Source organism: Rhodococcus sp. HM1, from assembly GCF_023218075.1.
Taxonomy (GTDB): domain Bacteria; phylum Actinomycetota; class Actinomycetes; order Mycobacteriales; family Mycobacteriaceae; genus Rhodococcus.
On sequence record NZ_JALPTB010000067.1, the window covers coordinates 1 to 23,806 of the forward strand.

Consider the following 23,806-nt stretch of genomic DNA (forward strand, 5'->3'; position numbering starts at 1 on the left):
CCGACAACCGCGCCAGCAACACCGACAACGCCGCATGCACCACCATGAACAACGTCGCGTTGTGCGCCCGCGCCACCTGCACCAACCGCCCGTGCAACTCGGCCGGGATCTCCACACCGACGCGCGCGCCGGCCACCGACTGCACCGCCGGACGCGGACGATCGGCCGGCAACTCCAACTGATCCGGCAACCCGGCCAGAGCGCCACGCCAGAACGCCAGCTGCTGCGAGATGAGCGAGGACGGATCGTCCTCCGAGCCCAGCACCGACCGCTGCCACAACGCGTAGTCCGGGTACTGCACCGCCGGCGGCTCCCAGGACGGGGCTCCGCCGCCGACCCGGGCGCTGTAGGCGAGCATCACGTCCCGCACGAACGGCGCCATCGACGCACCGTCGGCCGAGATGTGGTGCACCACCATCGCCAGCACGAACTCGTCACCGCCGAGATCGAACAAGCGGATACGCAGGGGCACTTCACTCGTCACGTCGAACGGCCGCACCATGAAGTCCGTGAGGGCAGCGAGCAGCTGCTCGGCCGTGGTCCGTTCGACGTCGACGTCCGGAACGGACTGCAGCACCGGCAGCACGACCTGGACGGGTCCGTCCGCGGTCTCCGGGTACACCGTGCGCAGCGACTCGTGCCGCGCCACCACGTCGGCGACCGCCGCGCGCAGCGCCTCGACGTTGAGGGCACCGCGGATCCGCAGAGCCATCGGCAGGTTGTAGGCGGTCGAGTCCGGGTCGAAGCGGTTGAGGAACCACATGCGGGACTGCGCCAGCGACAACGGAATCCGCTCCGGGCGCACCTGTGCCGTGAGCGCAGCCCGTCCACCCGCACCGACGTGCGACTCGAGCCGGGCGGCCAGGTCCACTACTGTCGAGGCTTCGAACAATGTACGGACCTGGACGCGGGTGTCGAGTGCCGCGCCCAGACGCGAGACCACCTGGGTCGCGATCAGCGAGTTGCCGCCGAGCGCGAAGAAGTCGTCGTCGAGACCGACCCGCTCGATGCCGAGCACCTCGCCGAACACCCCGGCGACGATCTCCTCCACCGGCGTGGTGGGGGCACGGAACTCGCGAGCTTCGAACTCCGGTTCCGGCAGCGCCTTGCGGTCGAGCTTGCCGGACGCGTTGAGCGGGAACGCGTCGAGCACGGTCACCACCGACGGAACCATGTACGACGGAAGCGCCGCGGCGGCGGCCGTGCGTGCGGCGCCGGCGTCGATCACCGCGCCCGGCACCGGGACGACATAGGCGACCAGGTGCTGGCCGGTCGACGATTCGTGCACGAGCACCACCGCCGACAACACGGACGGATCGGCGGACAGGACCGCTTCGATCTCGCCGAGCTCGATGCGCTGGCCGCGGAACTTCACCTGGAAGTCGGTGCGGCCGATGTAGACCAGTTCCGGTTCGCCACCGGCCGTGGGAGTCCAGCGGACGAGGTCACCGGTGCGGTACATGCGCTCGCCCGGCGCACCGTACGGGTCGGCGACGAAACGGTCGGCGGTCAGGTCGACCCGGCCGTGATACCCGCGCGCGAGCTGGACGCCCGACAGGTACAGCTCACCCGCGACCCCGAACGGCACGGGACGTAGACGCGAATCCAGCACCAGCGCACCGGAATTCCACACCGGACGACCGATCGTCACGGCGGCGTCGGGCCGCACCGCGGCCTCGGTTGCATGCACGGTGAACTCGGTCGGGCCGTACAGGTTGTGCAGCGCGGCCCCCGGAATCGCCGCGTGCACCTGGGCGGCGGCGGACGGCGGAAACGCTTCACCGGCGACGAGCACAGCACGCAGGGACGCGGCACCCCCGGACCCGAGCACCGAGACGAAGGGACCGAGCATCGACGGCACGAACGACACCATCGTGACCGACTGATCGTCGATCAACTGCGCGAGATAGACGGGGTCGCGGTGCCCGTCCGGCTCCGCGATCACCATGCGCGCACCGGCGATCAGTGTGCAGAACAGTTCCCACACCGAAACATCGAAGGTCACGGGGGTCTTGAGCAGCACCACGTCGGACGAGTCGATCCCGAAGCGATCCGTGAGCCACAGCACCTGGTTCACCACGGAGCGCTGCGCGACGGACACACCCTTCGGGCGGCCCGTCGAGCCGGAGGTGAACAGCACGTACGCGGTGTTGTCCGGACGCAGCACCGATCGCCGGTCGGCGTCGGTGACGGGTGCGTCGGAGACGGTCGGATCGTCGTCGCCGGCGACGAGCACGGTCCGGTCGCCGAACCGCTCGGCGTCGGCGGCGTCGGCCACCAGCACGCACAGCGGCGCGGCGGTGTCGAGGATGTAGTCGATCCGGTCGGCGGGCTGATCCGGGTCGACGGGCACGTAGGCGCCGCCCGCGGTGAGCACCGCGTACATCGCCACCACGAGATCGGCGGACCTGCGCATGGCCAGCGCGACCCGCACCTCGGGCCCGACGCCCTGCGCGACCAGCCGTCGCGCGAGCCGGTTCACCCGGGAGGCGAACTCGCCGTAGGTCAGGCTCTGCCCGCCGGACACCACGGCGACCGCACCGGGGTTGTCCGCGGCGCGCGCCTCGAACAGCGCCGGCAAGGTCGTCGACGCGTCGATGTCGTGCCGCGTCGCGTCGACACCTGCCACGAGCGCGTCGCGCTCGGCCGCGTCGAGCAGTTCGATGTCACCGACCACGGCAGCGGGATCCGCCGCGACCGCTTCCAGCACCCGCACGAAGCGGGCGGCGATCGACTCGACGGTCGCGGTGTCGAACAGGTCCGTCGCGTACGACATCTCGACGAGCAGACCGTTGTCGGCGCCGTCGGGATGGTCCGCAACCGTGACCTGCAGGTCGAACTTCGCCAGGTCGTAGTCGAATTCGACGCCGCTGACGGTCAGACCCGGCAGTTCGAGCCGGGTGTTGTCCATGTTCTGGAACGCGAGCGCCACCTGGAACAGGGGATGCCGGGACTGCGACCGAACCGGATTGAGGACCTCGACAAGCCGCTCGAACGGAACCTCCGCGTGGGCGAAGGCCCGCAGGTCCGATGCCCGGACCCGGGACAGCAGTTCGGTGAACTGCTCGGCGGGATCGACCGCCGAGCGCAGGACGAGCGGATTGACGAACATGCCGATCAGGTCGTCGAGCGCGACGTCCCCACGGCCCGCGACGGGAGAACCGATTGCGATGTCGCGCGAGCCGGACAGCCGCGACAGCAGTACGGCCAGCGCACTGTGCACGACCATGAACAGCGTGGCGTTGTTGTCCCGCGCGACCGCGTTCAGCCGGTTCCGGAGCTTCGCGTCCACGGAGAACCGCAGCAGGTCACCGTGGCTGGTCGCCACCGCCGGACGCGGCCGGTCGGTGGGCAGCGGAAGCTCGTCGGGCAGATCTGCGAGTTCCCGCTTCCAGAAGTCGATCTGGCGTGCCGCGACCGACTCCGGATCGTCCTCCGAACCGAGCATCTCCCGCTGCCAGATGCTGTAGTCGGCGTACTGCACCGTCAACGGCTGCCAGTCAGGGGACTCCCCCGCCGACCGCGCGGCGTAGGCGGTCATGACGTCCCGGGTGAGGGGACCCATCGAGAAGCCGTCCCCGGCGATGTGGTGCACGGAGAACGCCAGCACGTGCTCGGTCGCGCTGATCTCGAACAGCCCCGCCCAGAACGGCACCCGCTGGGTGACGTCGAACGGTGCCGCCATCTTCTCCGCGATCCGCTCGGCGACCTCGCTCTCCGACACGGCCACCGGGCTCAGGTCCGGGATGACCTCGCGGGTCGGCACGACCTTCTGGTAGCCGACGCCGTCGACCTCCGGGTACACAGTCCGCAGCACCTCGTGCCGCGCGAGCACGTCGGCCACCGCGATCTGCAGGGCGTGCCGGTCGAGAAGCCCGGACAGCCGCAGCGCGAACGGAATGTTGTTGACCGCGGAGTCGGGTTCGAGCTGGTTGAGGAACCACATGCGCTGCTGCGCCAGCGACAGCGGCACCCGGTCGGGACGCGGCATCGGACGCAACGGAAGCCGCGGCCCGGTTCCGCGGTCGGCGGCCTCGTCGACGAGTCGCGCCAGATCGGCCACGGTGGGCGCGTCGAAGAACTCCCCGACCTCGACGTGCACCGAGAACCGCGAGTTGATCCGGGCGACGGCTCGCGTCGCGATGAGCGAGTTGCCGCCGAGCTCGAAGAAGTCGTCGTCGGCGCCGACCCGCTCCGCACCGAGGAGGTCCGCGAAGATCTGCGCGACCGCCTGTTCGGCGGGCGTCGACGGTTCGCGGTACTCCCGCGCGGACGCGAAGTCCGGGGCGGGCAGCGCCTTGCGGTCGAGCTTTCCGCTGGCGTTGAGCGGGAATTCGTCGAGCTGGACGAACAGGTTCGGAACCATGTAGTCCGGGAGCCGCTCGCGGGCGGTCGCGGTCAGCTCGGCCGTGTCGAGGGTGACTCCCCCCGTCGCGACGACGTACGCGACGAGGTGGTCGCCGGTGACCGGATCGGAGTGCACGACCACCACGGCCTGGGACACGTCGTCCCGTCCGAGGATCGCCGCTTCGATCTCGCCGAGTTCGACGCGCAGTCCGCGCAGCTTGACCTGGAAGTCGACGCGTCCGATGTAGTCGAGCTGTCCGTCGGGGCGGCGCCGGACGAGGTCGCCCGTCCGGTACATGCGTTCGCCGTTGCGGCCGGTGGGGTCGGCGACGAAACGATCCGAGGTCAGATCCGGCCGGGCGACGTAGCCGCGCGCGAGCTGGACACCCGACAGGTACAGCTCGCCGGGGACGCCCGGCGGGACCGGCCGGAGCGCGTCGTCGAGCACGTGCAGTCCGGTGTCGTCGACGGCGGCGCCGATCGGGATCGTCCTGTCGCCGCGTGCGGTCGCGTAGTAGGTGACGTCGACGGCGGCTTCGGTGGGACCGTAGAGATTGTGCAGCTCTGCCGAGCTGATCTCGTGGAAGCGGGCGACGGTCTGCGCGGGCAGCGCCTCGCCGGACGCGAAAACGTAACGGAGAGAATCGGTTCGGGCAGCGAGCGGCTCCGCGACGAAGACCGAGAGCATCGACGGCACGAAGTGCAGTGCCGTCACACCGCGGTCGGCGATCGTGCGGGCGAGGTACTCGGGGTCGCGATGACCGTCGGGCACCGCGATCACCAGGCGGGCTCCGACCTGCAACGGCCAGAAGAACTCCCACACCGAGACGTCGAACGTGAACGGAGTCTTCTGCAGGATGACGTCGGCCTCGGTGAAGCCGTACTCGCGCTGGCGCCAGCGCAGATTCGCCACGATGGCCCGATGCGCGACGGCCACACCCTTGGGCAGGCCCGTCGAGCCCGACGTGAAGATGATGTAGGCGGTGTTGTCGGGGCGCAGCGGACCGGTGCGGTCGGCGTCCGTGAGCGGAGCCTCGTCGAAACCGGTCAGGTCGAGCCGATCCACCTCGTGGAGCGCAACGTGTGCGGGCACCTCGATTCCGTCGCGCGAGGTCGTCAGGACCGCGACGGGACGTGCTGCGGCGAGGACGTGCGCGATGCGGTCGGCCGGGTGGTCCGGGTCGAGCGGCACGTAGGCACCGCCGGCCTTGACGATGCCGTACATGGCGACGAGCAGATCCAGCGATCGGCGGATCGCGAGGCCCACCGTCGTCTCCGGACCCACGCCGATCGAGACGAGGTAGCGGGCCATTCGGTTGGCGGCGGCGTCGAACTGCGCGTAGGTGAGGGTCTCCCCCTCGAACTCGAGGGCGATCGCATCCGGCGTGCGGGCGACCTGCTCCTCGAACAGCGCCGGCAGGGTGTCGGCCGCCCGGGCGACGACGGGCACGTCGACGACCTCACCGGTGTCGCAGATGAGGGTCTCGACGACACCGGCGAGGCCACCGTCAGCGTCGGATTCGAGCAGGGCGGGAACGAGGTTCGACAGCACCACCGGAACGAGGGCGTCCGGACCGAGCGCTCCGCCCATCGCGGCGTCGAGAACGGTCAGTTCGTCGTGGAGCGTTCCGTAGGTGACGGCGGTGTCACCGTGCGAGAGCGCGACCCGCTCGGGCGCTACCGCCGCCACCTCTGAAATCAGCCGCGGGAGGTCCTCGATGGTGAGAGATTCCTGACCGGGCTTCCGAACCGACATCTACCTTTTCCTCTGTGTCGCCAAGCTCTGCGCTTGGGTGATGAGTGACTCGATCAGTGCGGCGTATCCGTCGACGCCCAGGGCCGGAAGGATTCCCGGAACCAGACCGGACAGGGCAACCGAGACCTGTGCCTCCGGCTTGAGCGTCGCCCCCATCGCCTTGGCGACCGACACCAGCTTGTCGTTCAACGCACCGAAGGTGACGGTGGCGTCGCCGTGGGTCAGGGCGATCTCGTCGGGCCGGGCTGCCGCGGCGGCCGCCACCAGCTCGGGCAGGTCCGCGGCAGTGAGCTTCCGCTGCGGCGTCAGGCTCGCGCGTTCCTCGTCGTCGAGGATGTCGATCTCGCGGATCACGACGCCGGGGTTGTCGGTGACCGCGTCGACGACCCGCAGGTACCGCTTCGCGAAGCGGGCGACGGACTCCTCGTCGAACAGGTCGGTGGCATACGTGAACAGCAGCCGGATGCCTCCACGGCGACCGTGCTCGTCGAACACCTCGCCGCCGCTGAGCTGCAGATCGAACTTCGCCTGGTCGAAGTTGCCCTCGACCACCGAGACCTCGAGTCCCGGCAGCTGCAGCGAACGCGGCGCCATGTTCTGGAACGCGAACAGCACCTGGACGACCGGCGAGTACGCGGCGGTCCGGCGGCGGCCGAGCGCGTCGACGACCCGCTCGAACGGCACGTCGGCGTTGCCGAACGCCCCGAGGTCGCGGTCGCGGACCTGGGCGAGCAGATCGACGAACCCGGCGCTCGACTCGACCTCCGTGCGCAGGGCCAGAGTGTTGACGAACATGCCGATCAGATCGTCGAGCGCCGCCTCACCGCGACCGGCGGTCGGCGTTCCGATGACGATGTCACCGGTCCCGGTCAGCTTGGACAGCAACACCGCGAAGGCAGCGTGCATCACCATGAAGACCGTCGAGTTGTGCTCGCGCGCAACCTTGTCCAGCAGTTCGGCCTGGTTCGCATCCAGCGCGAACTCGTACTCCGCGCCGCGCATGGAGGCGCGTGCGGGCCGCGGCCGATCCGTCGGCAATTCGAGCAGTTCGGGTGCGCCGGCGAGCGTGGACGACCAGTAGTCGAGCTGCCGCGCCACCGCGGACTCGGGGTCGTTCTCGTCACCGAGGATCTCCCGCTGCCACAGCGCGTAGTCGGCGTACTGGACCGGCAACGGCGACCAGGTCGGCATCTCGCCGTCGAGACGGGACGCGTAGGCCGTCATCACGTCCCGGGTGAGCGGGCCCATCGAGAACCCGTCCGCGCTGATGTGATGGACGACCATGACCAGCACGTGATCGGTGGGGCTGACCGAGAACAACCGGCCTCGGACCGGCGCACTCGTCGTGACGTCGAACCCGGTACCGATCATCTCGGCGATCCTGGTCGGCAGCAACGCCTCCGACACCTCCACCGGCGCCAGGTGCGGCGCGGCGTCGGCGACCGGCAGGATTTCCTGCACCGGTCCGTCGTCGGTGTCCGGGTAGCGGGTCCGCAGCACCTCGTGCCGGTCGAAGACGTCCCGCACCGCGGCACCGAGCGCCGGCACGTCGAGCAGGCCCGACAGCCGCAGCACGACCGGGATGTTGTAGGCGGCGGACGCCGGATTCATCCGGTTGAGCACCCACATGCGCTGCTGCGCGAGCGACAGCGGCACCCGTTCCGGATGCGGCCGTGCGACCAGCGCCGGTCGCGCTCCCGATCCCACGCCGGCTTCCGCACGAGCCGCGAGCGCCGACACCGTCGACGCCTCGAACAGTGCCCGGACCGGAACCGTCGTGTCCAGCGCCGCACCGATCCGTGCCGTCACCTGCGTCGCGAGCAGCGAGTTGCCGCCCAGCATGAAGAAGTCGTCGTCGACGCCGACCCGTTCGGTCCCGAGCACCTCCGCGAAGATCCCGGCCACGATCTGTTCGATCGGGGTGGCCGGGGCACGGAACTCCTTGGCCTCGAACACCGGTTCCGGCAGCGCCTTGCGGTCGAGCTTGCCGTTGATGTTCAGCGGCAGCGCGTCGAGCACGAGGAAGACCGCCGGCACCATGTAGCCCGGCAGGCCGCGGACGGCCTCGGCACGGATGTCGTCGACGACGAGATCCGCCCCGGTGACCGGAACCAGGTAGGCGACCAGCTGATCGCCGAGCCGATCGTCGTGGTGGACGAGCACGACGGCCTGCGCCACGGACGGATGCGCCGCGAGCACCGCCTCGATCTCGCCGAGCTCGATCCGGAATCCGCGGACCTTCACCTGGAAGTCGGTGCGCCCGACGTACCGGAGGGTGCCCTCGTCGGTCCAGGCGACGAGGTCGCCGGTGCGGTACAGCCGGCTTCCGGCCGGGCCGAACGGGTCTGCGACGAACCGTTCCGCCGTCAGATCCGGGCGCCCGAAGTAGCCCCGGGCCAGCTGCATACCGGCGAGGTACAGCTCGCCGAGGACACCGGCCGGGACCGGCCGCAGCCGCTCGTCGAGCACGTACAGCCGGGTGTTCCACTCCGGTCCGCCGATCGAGACGGTCGCGGTGTCGTGCTCGGTCACCTGGTGACTGGTGACCGACACCGCGGCCTCGGTGGGCCCGTACAGGTTGAACAGCGCCGTGTCCGGGTTCCCGGACCGCACGGTCTGCGCGAGGTGCGCAGGCAGTGCCTCACCGATGGCGAGGACGCGCCGCAACGACGAGGGCAGTGCCCCACCGGATTCCGTCGTCAATGCTTCGATCATCGACGGCACCGCGTGCAGCGTGGTCACGCCGCGGCTGCGCATCAGTTCGTTGAGGTAGACCGGATCACGGTGACCGCCTGCCTCGGCGACCACCAGGCGCGCACCGGACACCGGCGCCGACCAGAACTCCCACACCGACAGGTCGAACGTGGCCGCGGTCTTCAGCAGCACCGCGTCCCCGGAGCCGAGATCGAATTCCGCCTTCTTCCAGAGCATCTGGTTGACGACAGCACGATGCGAGACGGCGACGCCCTTGGGTCGGCCGGTCGAACCGGACGTGAAGATCACGTACGCGGTGTTGTCCGGATGCAACGGTGCGAGACGTTCGGCGTCGATGACCGGAGCCTCCGCGCCGGACGCGCCGACGTGGTCGTCGACGAGGACCACCGCACGGTTGCCGTCCACCGCGAATCCGTCGCTCGCGCTCGTGAGCACGCACACCGGGTCGGCGGTGTCGAGGATGTACTCGGTGCGCTCCGCGGGCTGATCGGGATCGATCGGCACGTAGGCGCCGCCTGCCGCGGACACCGCGTACATGCCCACCACGAGGTCGATCGAACGGCGCATCCCCAACGCCACCAACGATTCCGGGCCGACCCCGGCGCCGATCAGGCGGCGGGCGAGCCGTGCGACCCGGGCACCGAACTCGCGGTAGGTCAGCGTCGTCGTCTCGTCCTCGATCGCCGGGGCGTCCGGCGTCGCGGCGACCTGGGCGTCGAACAGCGACACCAGTGTCGCGTCCGGAACGGTGCGCGCCGTGTCGTTCCACTCGGTGAGCATCCGGTCACGCTCGTCCGGCGCGAGGATCTCGATGTCGCCGACCGGCGCTGCCGGATCGGTGACGATCGATTCGAGAACCCGCACGAACCTGCCGGCGAACGACGCGACGGTGTCCTCGTCGAACAGATCGGTCGCGTAGCTGAACACCGCGTCGATCCCGGCCGGTGCTCCCGCGTCGTCGTACCGGTCGGTGAGGAACAACTGCAGGTCGAACTGCGCGACGCCGGTGTCGAGTTCGAGACCGGACACCGTCAGGGCCGGCAGCTCGAGCGAGGTGCGGGACAGGTTCTGGAAGGAGAACCCGACCTGGAACAGCGGGTGGCGGGCCGTCGAGCGCTGCGGGTTCAGCACCTCGACCAGCCGCTCGAACGGCACATCCGCATGCGCGAATGCGTTCAGGTCCGTCTCGCGGACCGCTTCGAGCAGCTCGCCGAACGACAGTTCCGGACGCACACCGGTCCGCAGGACGAGGGTGTTGACGAACATGCCGACGAGGTCGTCGAGCGCCCGCTCACCGCGACCGGCGATGGGGGTACCGACGGCGATGTCGTGGGTACCGGACAGGCGCGCGAGCAGGACCGCGAACGCGGCGTGGGCCACCATGAACAGCGTGGTGTTGCCGCTGCGCGCGACCGCACCGAGCCGCTGATGCAGCTCCGCGTCGATCTCGAACGTGACCCGTCCACCCCGGAACGACTGGGTCGCCGGGCGCGGCCGGTCGGTCGGGAGCTCGAGCTGATCGGGCACGTCCGCCAGGGCCTCGCGCCAGTAACCGATCTGCTTCGAGATCAGCGACGCCTCGTCGTCCTCCGCACCGAGCAGCTGCCGCTGCCAGATCGCGTAGTCGGCGTACTGCACCGCGAGCGGATTCCAGTCCGGCGCACGACCGTCCAGACGGGCGGCGTAGGCGGTCATCAGATCCCGCGCGAACGGCCCCATCGAGGAACCGTCGGCCGCGATGTGGTGCAGGACCAGCGCGAGGACGTGCCGCTCCGCGGAGAGGCTGTACAGGCGGATCTGCAGCGGCACCGCCGTGGTCACGTCGAACGCGGTCGCCGCCAGCTCGGCCAGCAGGCCGGGCAGCTCCGACTCCGTGGTCACCACCGGATCGAGATCCGGGACCGCCTCGGCCGCAGGCAGAACGACCTGCACCGGGGCACCCGCGTTCTCCGGGTACACGGTGCGCAGCACCTCGTGCCGGGTCACCACGTCGGCCACCGCGGCACGCATCGCCGCCACGTCCAGGCGGCCCGTCAGGCTCAGCGCCATCGGGATGTTGTAGGCGGTGGACTCGTTGTCGAACCGGTTGAGGAACCACATGCGCTGCTGCGCGAGCGACAGCGGCACCCGCGCCGGGCGCGGCTGCGCGTGCAACTCGAGCCGCCCGGATCCCGCGTGCGATTCGATCCGCGACGCCAGCGATTCGACGGTCGACGCCTCGAACAGTTCCCGGACCGGGATCCGGGCGTCGAGCGCGGCTCCGAGCCGGGAGACGACCTGGGTCGCCACGAGCGAGTTGCCGCCGAGTTCGAAGAAGTCGTCGTCGAGGCCGACGCGCTCGACGCCGAGAACCTCGGCGAACACGCCGGCGACGATCTCCTCGATCGGGGTCTGCGGCGCACGGAACTCGCGCACCTCGAACACCGGTTCCGGCAATGCCTTCCGGTCGAGCTTGCCGTTCGCGGTGAGCGGCAGTGCGTCGAGCACGACCACCACGTCCGGAATCATGTACGCGGTCAGGAACTCACCGACCGCGTCGCGCACCGCGACCGGGTCGACGGTCTCGCCCGCCCGCGGCACCACGTAGCCGATCAACCGATCGCCGGTGCGTTCGGAGCGACGGACGACCGCCACGGCCTGGGCGACCCCGGAACAACGGGTCAACGCGGACTCGATCTCCCCGAGCTCGATCCGGAAGCCGCGCAGCTGCACCTGGAAATCGGAGCGGCCCGCGTACTCGAGGAGGCCGTCGGCGTTCCACCGGGCGAGGTCGCCGGTGCGGTACATCAGGCCCGCCGAGCCTTCCGGCGCATACGGGTCGGCCACGAAGCGGCCCGCGGTCAGCGCCGGCTGCCCCAGGTAACCCCGCGACAACTGCTCACCGGCCACGTACATCTGGCCCTGGACACCGACGGGAACCGGACGCAGCCGCTCGTCGAGCACGTACACCCGCAGACCAGGCAGCGCGCGGCCGATCACGCTCGCCGCCGACGACCGCGCCATCTCCGCGGTCAGCGCCAGGAACGACACGTGCACCGTGGTCTCGGTGATGCCGTACATGTTGACCAGCCGGGGCGCGTCGTCGCGGTACCGCTCGAACCAGCCGGTGAGCTTGCCGAGGTCCAACGCCTCGCCACCGAAGATCACGTGACGCAGCGACAACGCGCCGACGGCTGTGCCTTCGAGGGCGCCCGCGCCCGTGCCCTCCATCGCGGCCCGGTCTGCCTCCACGAACTGGTAGAACGCCGACGGTGTCTGGTTGAGCACCGTGACACCGTTGCGCACCACGAGTTCCCGGAACTGTTCGGGCGAGCGCGACGTGAAGTAGTCGACGACGACCAGCGTGCCGCCGTACAGCAGCGGACCCCACAGTTCCCACACGGAGAAGTCGAACGCGTACGAGTGGAACATCGTCCACACGTCGGTTTCGTCGAATCCGAACAGGGGCTGCGCATTCGCGAGCAGTTCGACGACGTTGCGGTGCACGACGGCGACGCCCTTCGGCCGGCCCGTCGAACCCGAGGTGTAGATGACGTACGCCGGGTGCGACGAGCGGAGCGGCACGAGCCGGTCCGCGTCGGTCACGGGCCGGGTGTCGAGCTCGGCCGGGTCGAGGGTGTCCAGCAGCAGGACCTCGACGCCGTCCACCGCCGGGATCGACTGCCGATCCACGGTGGTGGTCAGCACGACGACGGGCGCACCGTCCTCGAGCATGTACGCGATGCGGTCCTGCGGATAGGTCACATCGACCGGCAGGTACGCGGCACCGGAGGTGAGGACCGCGAGCAGCGCCACGATCAGCGACTCGTCACGCGGCAGCGCGACCGCCACGAGCGATCCCGGTCCGACCCCCGACTCGATCAGGCGGCGGGCCAGGCCGTTGACCCGGGCCGAGAGCTCCGCGTAGGTCAGCGATGTCCCGCCGGCCACCACGGCGGCGTTGTCCGGCCACGACTCGGCCGCGGCAGCGAACAACGACGGCAGCGTCGCCGCCGGATCGACCTGCGTGCCGGGCGTGGACCACGCCTCGAGGACCTCGGTGCGTTCGGTCGCGGAGAGCAGTTCGACGTCGCCGACCGCGGTCGACGGATCGGCGAGCAGACCGGTCAGGAGCCGCTCGAAACGCTCCGCGTACGACGCGACGGTCGCTTCGTCGAACAGGTCCGTCGCGTAGGTCCACTCGACGGTGTATCCGCCTTCGGGGGCCGACGTGAAGGTGACCTGGAGGTCGAATTTCGCGACATGAGCGTCGAATTCGACCGTGCGTGCGGTGAGCCCGTCGAGCTCGAGTACCGCCTGCGCCATGTTCTGGAACGTCAGCACGACCTGGAACAGCGGGTGCCGGTTCTGCGCCCGCTCGGGGTCGAGCACCTCCACGAGGCGCTCGAACGGCACATCGGCCTGCGCGAACGCGCCGAGGTCGATGTCCTTGGTTCGGGCCAGCAAGCCCGCGAACGACTCACCGAGGTCGATGCCGGTCCGCAGCACCAGGGTGTTGACGAACATGCCCACGACGTCGTCGAGGGCCTCCTCGCCGCGACCTGCCACCGGCGTACCGATCGCGATGTCGCCGGAACCGGACAGCCGGGACAGCAGCACCGACAGAGCGCTGTGCACGACCATGAACGGCGTCGCCCGATGAGCCTGGGCGACCCGGTCGACGAGCCTGCCGGTCTCCGGTGCGATCCGCGAGACATAGTTGTTGCCGCGGTACGACGACACCGCCGGACGCGGCCGGTCGGCCGGAAGATTCAACTCCTCCGGCAGACCCGCCAGGGTCGACTTCCAGTAGTCCAGCTGAGCGGCCGCGACCGACTGCGGATCGGCTTCGTCGCCGAGAATCTCGCGCTGCCACAGCGTGTAGTCGGCGTACTGCACGGCGAGCGGCGACCAGGTCGGCACCTCCGCGTGCGTGCGCGCCGCATAGGCGATCATCACGTCACGGGTCAGCGGTGCCATCGAGAAGCCGTCCGCCGCAATGTGATGCACGACGAACACGAGCACGCTCTCGGTGGCGGACACCTTCAGCAGGCGCGCACGAACCGGCGGTGCGAGCGTCACGTCGAAGCCGGCGCCGGCGAACTCGGCGACGACCGTGAGCACGTCGCTCTCGGCGACATCGTCGACCCCGAGGTCGATCCGCGCCGCATCCGGCGGGAGCACCTGCTGGTACCCCACCCCGTCGATCTCGGGGTAGACCGTCCGCAGGGTCTCGTGCCGGGCGACGACGTCGTTCACCGCGCGGGTCAACGCCTCGACGTCGAGGGCTCCGGTGAGCCGGATCGCGACCGGGATGTTGTTCACACCGGATTCGGTGTCGAAGCGGTTGAGGAACCACATCCGGGATTGCGCCGCGGACAACGGAATACGCTCCGGCCGTTCGGAAACCGCGGTGAGCGCCTTCCGAGCGCCCACTCCCGCGGACCGCTCGACACGGGTCGCCAGCGCCGCGACAGTCGACGCCTCGAACAGGACGCGCACCGGCACCGCCGTGTCGAGGGCGGCGCCCAGCCGGGCCGCGACCTGGGTCGCGATCAGCGAATTACCACCCAACGCAAAGAAATCGTCATCCGCACCGACCCGCTCCACCCCGAGCACATCGGCGAACACCCCCGCCACGATCTCCTCCACCGGAGTCGACGGCACCCGGAACTCCCGCGCCTCGAACACCGGCGCCGGCAACAACTTCCGATCCAACTTCCCCGACGCGTTCAACGGGAACTCGTCGAGCACCACCAACGCATCCGGAACCATGTACCCCGGCAGCACCGAACCCAACTCGGCCCGCACCGCACCCGAGTCGACCACCGCACCCGACTCCGGCACCACATAACCCACCAGCTGCTGACCCAGATCACCGTCGTGCACCACCACCACGGCCTGCGCCACCGCAGCCACATCCAGCAACGCCGACTCGATCTCCCCCAGCTCGATACGCAACCCGCGCACCTTCACCTGGAAATCGGTCCGCCCGATGTACTCCAACTCCCCCGACACCGACCACCGCACGAGATCACCCGTGCGATACATCCGCGCCCCGGAGACACCGAAGGGGTTGGCCACGAACCGATCCGCCGTCAGATCCGCACGCGCCACATACCCCCGCGCCAACTGATCCCCGGCCAGATACAACTCACCGGCCACCCCCACCGGCACCGGCGCCAACCGCCCGTCCAACACGAACACCTGCGTGTTCCACACCGGCACACCGATCGGCACCGACACCCGATCCGCATCCGACACCTCGTGGAAGGTCACATCCACCGCAGCCTCGGTCGGACCGTACAGATTGTGCACCCGCACCGACGGCAACAACTCACGCAACCGCAACGCCACCGAACCCGGCAACGCCTCACCCGAGGCGAACACCAACCGCAACGACCGCGCCTCGACCACCGACGGCTCCGCCACGAACACCGACAACATCGACGGCACGAAATGCACCACCGACACCCCGTACTCGACGATCGCCCGCACCAGATACGCCGGATCCCGATGACCGTCCGGCCGCGCCACCACCAACCGCGCACCAACCTGCAACGGCCAGAACAACTCCCACACCGACACATCGAACGTGAACGGCGTCTTCTGCAACACCACATCCGAGCCGGACAGACCGTACTGCGCCTGCATCCACAGCAACCGATTCACGATCGCCGCATGCGAAACCGCCACACCCTTCGGACGCCCCGTCGCCCCCGACGTGAAAATCACATAGGCCGCCCCCTGCGGCCGCACCACACCCCACCGATCCGCATCGGACAACGGCGCATCGGAAAAACCCGACACATCCAACTCGTCCACCCACACCACGGACCGATCCCCCGGCACCGCAAAACCATCGCGCGAGGTGGACAACACCACCACCGGATCCGCCGTCTCCAGGATGTAACCCACCCGCTCCACCGGCTGATCCGGATCCACCGGCACATACGCACCACCGGCCTCGACCACCGCATACACAGCGACCAACATCTCCACCGACCGGCGCATCCCCACAGCCACCAACGACTCCGGACCCACACCCTCGGCCACCAGGAAACGCGCCAACCGCCGCACCCGCGACGCGAACTCCCCATACGACAGCGCCACACCGTCGAACACCACCGCAACCGCACCCGGCGTCCGCACCACCTGCGCCTCGAACAGATCGACCAGCGTCGCAGCCGAATCCACCTCATGCGCCGTGTCGTTCCACGACTCCAACACCAACGCCCGCTCCTGAGCACCCAACAACGGGAGGTCACCGACCAGCGTGGACGGCTCCGAGACCACGGCCTCGAGCAGCCGCACGAAACGCTCGGCGAAGGAACGGACCGTCGATTCGTCGAAAAGATCGGTCGCATAGGTCAGTTCGGCGGCCATGCCGGCCGGCGAACCCTGCTCGTCGATCGATTCGGTGAGCGTGACCTGCAGATCGAACTTCGACACCTGCGCGTCGAAGTCGAGACCGCTCACGGACAGGCCGGGCAGCTCGAACGACGTCTGGGCGAGATTCTGGAACGCCAGCATCACCTGGAACAGCGGGTGCCGGGCCTGCGAACGGGCCGGGTTGAGCACCTCGACCAGACGCTCGAACGGCACGTCCGCGTGCCCGAACGCCCCGAGGTCCACCTCGCGCACCCGGCCGAGCAGGTCGCTGAACGACTCGGCCGGATCGACCGGGGTGCGCAGGACCAGCGTGTTGACGAACATGCCGACCAGATCGTCGAGACCGGCTTCACCACGGCCCGCGACCGGGGTGCCGATCGCGACGTCGTTCGATCCCGACAGGCGCGACAGCAGCACCGCCAGCGCGCTGTGCACGACCATGAACAGGGTGGTCGCGTGTTCCCGCGCGAACGTGTTGAGGGCCGAATGCAGTTCCGGTTCCACGGTGAAGCGGATGCTCGCGCCCGCGAAGGACGCGGTGGACGGACGCGGGCGATCGCTGGGCAGGTCGAGCTGATCCGGCAGGCCGGCCAGCGTGGCCGACCAGTAGTCCAGCTGACGTGAGATCAGCGAATCCGGGTCGTGCTCGTCACCGAGGACCTCGCGCTGCCAGAGCGCGAAGTCGGCGTACTGCACCGGAAGCGGCGCCCAGGCCGGGGCGTCCCACGACGACCGCGCGGCATAGGCCACCATGACGTCCCGGGCGAGCGGCCCCATCGACCAGCCGTCCGCGGAGATGTGGTGGACGACCATGCCGAGGACGTAGTCGCGTTCACCGATCTCGAACAGCCGGGCGTGCATCGGAACTTCGGAGGTCACGTCGAAGCCGACGGAAGCGAGTTCGAACAGCTTGTCCTGGAGTTCCTCCGGGGTGACCTGCTCGGGTGTCAGGTCGGGAACGGTCTGCACCGCCTCCTGCACGACCTGCCGCGGGCCGTCCGGCGAGTCCGGGAAGATCGTCCGCAGCGACTCGTGCCGCTCGGTCACGTCGATGACCGCGACCTGCAGCGCGATGATGTCGAGTTCACCGCTGAGCCGGATCACGACCGGAATGTTGTTGACCGCCGAGCCCGTGTCGAAACGGTTGAGGAACCACATGCGCTGCTGCGCGAGCGACAGAGGGATCCGGTCCGGGCGCTCCATCGGTGCCAGTGCGGCGCGACCGCCGGCACCGGCATGCTGCTCGACCCGGGCAGCGAGCGCTTCGACGGTCGAGGCCTCGAACAGCGCCCGGACCGGGACCGTGGTGTGCAGCGCGGCACCGAGCCGCGAGACGACCTGGGTCGCGATGAGGGAGTTGCCGCCCAGCTCGAAGAAGTCGTCGTCGACGCCGACCCGCGTCACGCCGAGCACGTCGGCGAACGTGTTGGCGACGATCTCCTCGACGGGGGTCGACGGGGAGCGGAACACCTTGGTCTCGAAAACCGGCGCGGGCAACGCCTTCCGGTCGAGCTTGCCCTGCGGGGTCAGCGGGACCTCGTCGAGGACGACGATCGCCGCGGGCACCATGTGCGAGGGCAGGCGATCGGCGACGAACGCCGTCAGCGCGTCCACGCGCACCGAACGCCCCGGCACGGCCGTCACGTACGAGACGAGCTGGGCCGTGCCGGACACACCGGTGTGGCCGACCGTCACCGCGAAGTCGACGTCCTCGTGCGCTGCGAGGGTCGCGTCGATCTCACCGAGTTCGATGCGGAAACCGCGGATCTTCACCTGGAAGTCGCTGCGGCCGACGTACTCGATACGCGGCGTCGGCGCCCCGGGCACCCAGCGCACCAGGTCACCCGTGCGATACATGCGCCGGCCGTCTCCGGCGAACGGATCCACGAGGAACCGTTCGGCCGTCAGGCCCGCGCGGGCGTGGTATCCGCGGGCCACACCCGCACCCGAGATGTAGAGCTCACCGACGACGCCCTCCGGCACCGGGCCGAGCCTCGAGTCGAGCACGTAGGTCGTCACGCCGCGGATCGGGCCGCCGATGACGATCGGCTCGCCCGCGACCAGCGCGTCGGAGATGTTGGACGCGACGGTCGCCTCGGTCGGCCCGTACGCGTTGAACATCGACCGGCCCGGCACCCACCGGGCGACGAGTTCCGGCGAGCACGCTTCGCCGCCGACCACGACGACGCGCAGGTCCGGCAGACCGGTGGGATCCACCGATCCCAGGGCCGCGGGGGTGACGAACGCGTGCGTGACCCGGCCGCGGACCAGCACGTCCGCCAGGTCGCTGCCACCGAAGACGGAGGTCGGGACGATCACCATCGCCGCCGAACCGGCGGTCGCGAGCAGCAACTCCAGAATCGACGCGTCGAAGCTGGGCGAGGCGAAATGCAGTGTGCGCGAGGACGGCCCGATGCCGTACCGGTCCCGCTGTTCGGCCTCGAATCCGGCGAGGCCGGAGTGGGTGACCGCGACACCCTTCGGGGTGCCCGTGGAACCGGAGGTGTAGATCAGGTACGCGAGGTTGTCCAGGCGCAGCGGGCGGATCCTGTCCGCGTCGGTGATCGGAGCCGGCGAGGCGACCGCGCGGTCGCCGAGGAATTCGGCGTCGTCGACCGCGAGCCAGGTGACGCCACCCGGCAGGACCGACCGGTACTGCTCCGTCGTCAGGCCCAGCTCGGCACCCGAATCGACGATCATGTGCTCGATACGGTCGGCGGGGTAGTTCGGGTCCACCGGAACGAAGGCGGCACCGGACTTGGCGACCGCCCACCACGAGATCACCGAATCGATCGACCGCGGCACCGCGATCGCCACCACGGACTCGGGGCCGATTCCGCGGGCGATCAGCATGCGCGCGAATTGCGAAGAGACCGCGTCGAGTTCGCGATAGGTCAGCGTCCGGTCTCCCGAGACGAGGGCCGTGCCGTCCGGGTTCCGGGAAGCGGCGTCGGTCAGCAACCGGGCCAGGGTGGCCGGTTCGGCACCGCCGGCACCGGTCGTGGAGACGAGCGCGCGCCGCTCACCCACATCGAGGATCTCGAGATCGCCGACGGACCGCTTCGGATCGGCGACGATGGCCCCGAGCAGGCGCTGGAACCGCTCGGCGAAGCCACGCACCGTCGAGACGTCGAACAGATCTGTGGCATAGACGAATTCGGCCCCGAGACCGACGGTCGCGCCGGTGCTGTCGGTGCGTTCGGACAGGGTCAGCTGCAGATCGAACTTTGCGACGTCGACGTCGACCTCGCTCGCCTCGATCGTCAGACCGGGCAGTTCGAGACTGGTGTTCCCCATGTTCTGGTAGGCCAGCACGACCTGGACCAGCGGGTGCCGGGACTGCGAACGTGCCGGCTTGAGAACCTCGACGAGCCGCTCGAACGGCACATCCGCGTTGGCGAAGGCCCCCAGGTCGATCTCCCGCACCTGCTGCAGCAGCTCCGTGAACGACGTCTTCGGGACGATCCGGGTCCGCAGCACCAGGGTGTTGACGAACATGCCGATCAGGTCGTCGAGGGCTTCCTCGCCACGACCGGCGATCGGGGTCCCCACGGCGATGTCCTCCGTGGCGGAGAGCCGGGCGAGCAGGACCGCCAGCGCCGAGTGCATGACCATGAACAGCGAAACATTCTGTTCGCGAGCAAGTTCCTCGAGTGCGCGGTAGGTGCGTGCGTCGATGTCGAACCCGACGCGGCGACCCACGAAGGACTGCACCGCCGGCCGTCGCCGGTCCGAGGGCAGGTCGAGCTGTTCGGGGATCCCGGCGAGCTGGTTCGACCAGTATTCGATCTGCATCGCGGCGAGCGAGGTCGGGTCGGCCTCGTCACCGAGGACGTCGCGCTGCCACAGGGTGTAGTCGGCGTACTGCACGGACAGCGGCGCCCAGGTCGCTTCGGTCGATTCGGTGCGTGCGACATAGGCCGCCGCCATGTCGCGCGCGAGCGGACCGAAGGACACGCCGTCGGCCGCGATGTGGTGGATGACCATGGCGAGCGCGACTTCGTTCGCACCCATGCGGAACAGTCGGCAGCGAACCGGAATCTCTTGGGAGACATCGAATCCCGCCGATGCGAACTCGGCGAGGACTCCGGGAAGCTCGTCGGGACCGGCGAACTCCTCCTCGAGACCGAGGTCGACGTCCCCGATCGGCAGGATCAGCTGGTACGCCCCGGCACCCGATTCGGGGAAGACGGTGCGCAGCGACTCGTGCCGCTCCACGACGTCGTACAGCGCCGCCCGGAGCGCCTCGACGTCCACGTTGCCCTCCATGCGCAGCACGAACGGCAGGTTGTAGGTGGCGGCGGACGGGTCGAACTGGTTGAGGAACCACATCCGCTGCTGAGCCAGCGAGAGCGGAATCTCGTCTGGACGGGGGTAGCGAACGAGCGCCGGCCGTCGGCGATCTCCGGCGCGCGACTCCGAAACAGCCTGCGCCAGTTCGGAAACCGTCGGAGACTCGAACACCGTGCGCACGCCGAGCTGGACGTCGAGTGCCGCGGCGATCCGCGCGACGACCTGCGTCGCGATCAGCGAATTACCACCCAACGCAAAGAAATCGTCATCCGCACCGACCCGCTCCACCCCGAGCACATCGGCGAACACCCCCGCCACGATCTCCTCCACCGGAGTCGACGGCACCCGGAACTCCCGCGCCTCGAACACCGGCGCCGGCAACAACTTCCGATCCAACTTCCCCGACGCGTTCAACGGGAACTCGTCGAGCACCACCAACGCATCCGGAACCATGTACCCCGGCAGCACCGAACCCAACTCGGCCCGCACCGCACCCGAGTCGACCACCGCACCCGACTCCGGCACCACATAACCCACCAGCTGCTGACCCAGATCACCGTCGTGCACCACCACCACGGCCTGCGCCACCGCAGCCACATCCAGCAACGCCGACTCGATCTCCCCCAGCTCGATACGCAACCCGCGCACCTTCACCTGGAAATCGGTCCGCCCGATGTACTCCAACTCCCCCGACACCGACCACCGCACGAGATCACCCGTGCGATACATCCGCGCCCCGGAGACACCGAAGGGGTTGGCCACGAACCGATCCGCCGTCAGATCCGCACGCGCCACATACCCCCGCGCCAACTGATCCCCGGCCAGATACAACTCACCGGCCACCCCCACCGGCACCGGCGCCAACCGCCCGTCCAACACGAACACCTGCGTGTTCCACACCGGCACACCGATCGGCACCGACACCCGATCCGCATCCGACACCTCGTGGAAGGTCACATCCACCGCAGCCTCGGTCGGACCGTACAGATTGTGCACCCGCACCGACGGCAACAACTCACGCAACCGCAACGCCACCGAACCCGGCAACGCCTCACCCGAGGCGAACACCAACCGCAACGACCGCGCCTCGACCACCGACGGCTCCGCCACGAACACCGACAACATCGACGGCACGAAATGCACCACCGACACCCCGTACTCGACGATCGCCCGCACCAGATACGCCGGATCCCGATGACCGTCCGGCCGCGCCACCACCAACCGCGCACCAACCTGCAACGGCCAGAACAACTCCCACACCGACACATCGAACGTGAACGGCGTCTTCTGCAACACCACATCCGAGCCGGACAGACCGTACTGCGCCTGCATCCACAGCAACCGATTCACGATCGCCGCATGCGAAACCGCCACACCCTTCGGACGCCCCGTCGACCCCGACGTGAAAATCACATAGGCCGCCCCCTGCGGCCGCACCACACCCCACCGATCCGCATCGGACAACGGCGCATCGGAAAAACCCGACACATCCAACTCGTCCACCCACACCACGGACCGATCCCCCGGCACCGCAAAACCATCGCGCGAGGTGGACAACACCACCACCGGATCCGCCGTCTCCAGGATGTAACCCACCCGCTCCACCGGCTGATCCGGATCCACCGGCACATACGCACCACCGGCCTCGACCACCGCATACACAGCGACCAACATCTCCACCGACCGGCGCATCCCCACAGCCACCAACGACTCCGGACCCACACCCTCGGCCACCAGGAAACGCGCCAACCGCCGCACCCGCGACGCGAACTCCCCATACGACAGCGCCACACCGTCGAACACCACCGCCACCGCACCCGGCGTCCGCACCACCTGCGCCTCGAACAGATCGACCAGCGTCGCAGCCGAATCCACCTCATGCGCCGTGTCGTTCCACGACTCCAACACCAACGCCCGCTCCTGAGCACCCAACAACGGGACGGAGCGGACCGGCAGGGACGGGTCGGCATCGACGAACGCCGTGAAGAAGTCCAGGAAGCGCGCGTGGTGCGCAGAGTTCTCTTCCGCCGTGTAGCGGTCGGGGTTGGCCTCGAAGTCGATGTTGAGGCGCGTGCCGTTGACGTTCTCGTAGAAGTTGATGCCGAGATCCTCGACCGTGCCGGTCGACAGGATCGTGAGCTCGCCCAGGATGGGGCCGAAGGGGATGCCGCCGTGGAACAGCATCACGTTCACGAGGGGCCCGAACAGGCCCCCGTTCGGATCCGCCGAGTCGCGGCGGATGTCCTCGTGGCGGAACAGCTGGTGCCGCAGAGCCCCGGCGACCGCGACCTGCACCTCGGAGATCAGCTCGGCGACGGTCGTGTCGTGCCCGACCCGCACGGTCAGCGGCACGATGTTGGACAGCATGCCGCCCGATCGCCGGGTCAGCGCGGTGGTCCGCCCCGTCACGGGCAGGCTCAGGACGACCTCTTCCCGTCCGGTCATCTGGGACAGGAAGGCCGCGACCGACGCGATGAGGAACGTGGACCGGATGGTGACGTTGCGCTCGACGGCGGCGTCGAACCGTGTGGCCAAGCTCTCGGACAACGTGGCCGAGGAGAGCTCCTTGCGGGCCGCCGGCGGAGCGATCCGGTGGCTCAGGCCGACGGCGCTGTCGAGTCCGGCGATGCGTTCGCGCCAGTACTCGCGGTCCCGTTCGAAGCGAGGACTGTTGCGGTAGGCCAGCTCGGCCTCGCGCAGGTCCGGGAGGTCCCCGACCTCGAGGGGTTCCGGCTCACGACCCTCGACCGCGGCCGAGTAGAGCTCCGCGACGCGCGTCATGAAGTTCATGGCGCCGAAGCCGTCGAGCACGACGTGGTGCACCCGGGCATACCAGTAGTAGCGGGAGTCCTCGAGCCGGAGCGCGGCGGCGACGATCAGCCGGTCGTCGACGATGTCGATGGGCCGGCTGTACTCGGCGCGCATCCACTCTTCGGCCGCCTTCTCCGGATCGGGAGCATCCCGCAGGTCGACGAGCTCGAGGGGGGTGTCGAGGGACGGGTCGACGATCTGGTGGGGCACCCCGTCGATCTCGAGGAGCCGAACGAATCCGGACTGGAGGTCGCCTGCGGCGATCCGGCTGACCCTTTCGAGCACCTCGGTGTCGAGGTCCCCGCGGAGGTCGACGTACTGCGCGTTGTTGATCGCGACGGACGGGTTACGGTGCTGCGCGTACCACAATCCGAGCTGCGCCGGGGAAAGCGGGAATGCGTCCCCCTGCAACGCCTGATCAGCGCTGTCGATTCCGTCGATTTCTCGCGGGTCCAACCGTTACCTCGTTTCCGGAACATCTTCGAGTTCCCCACACCACAAACGCCCTGTTCC

2 protein-coding genes are annotated in these 23,806 nt (G+C 69.2%); both read right to left on the bottom strand.

Going from position 1 to position 23,806, the window contains the following annotated elements; genetic code table 11:
- Positions 1 to 6,103: non-ribosomal peptide synthetase (locus M1M07_RS26165; protein WP_248676063.1), on the bottom strand; the 6,103-nt coding region annotated here is incomplete at its 3' end.
- Positions 6,104 to 23,749 carry a non-ribosomal peptide synthase/polyketide synthase gene (locus tag M1M07_RS26170; protein ID WP_248676064.1) on the bottom strand — a complete coding sequence of 5,882 codons (17,646 nt, stop codon included), beginning with the start codon at positions 23,747 to 23,749 and terminating at the stop codon, positions 6,104 to 6,106.
- Positions 23,750 to 23,806: the final 57 nt, after the last annotated feature.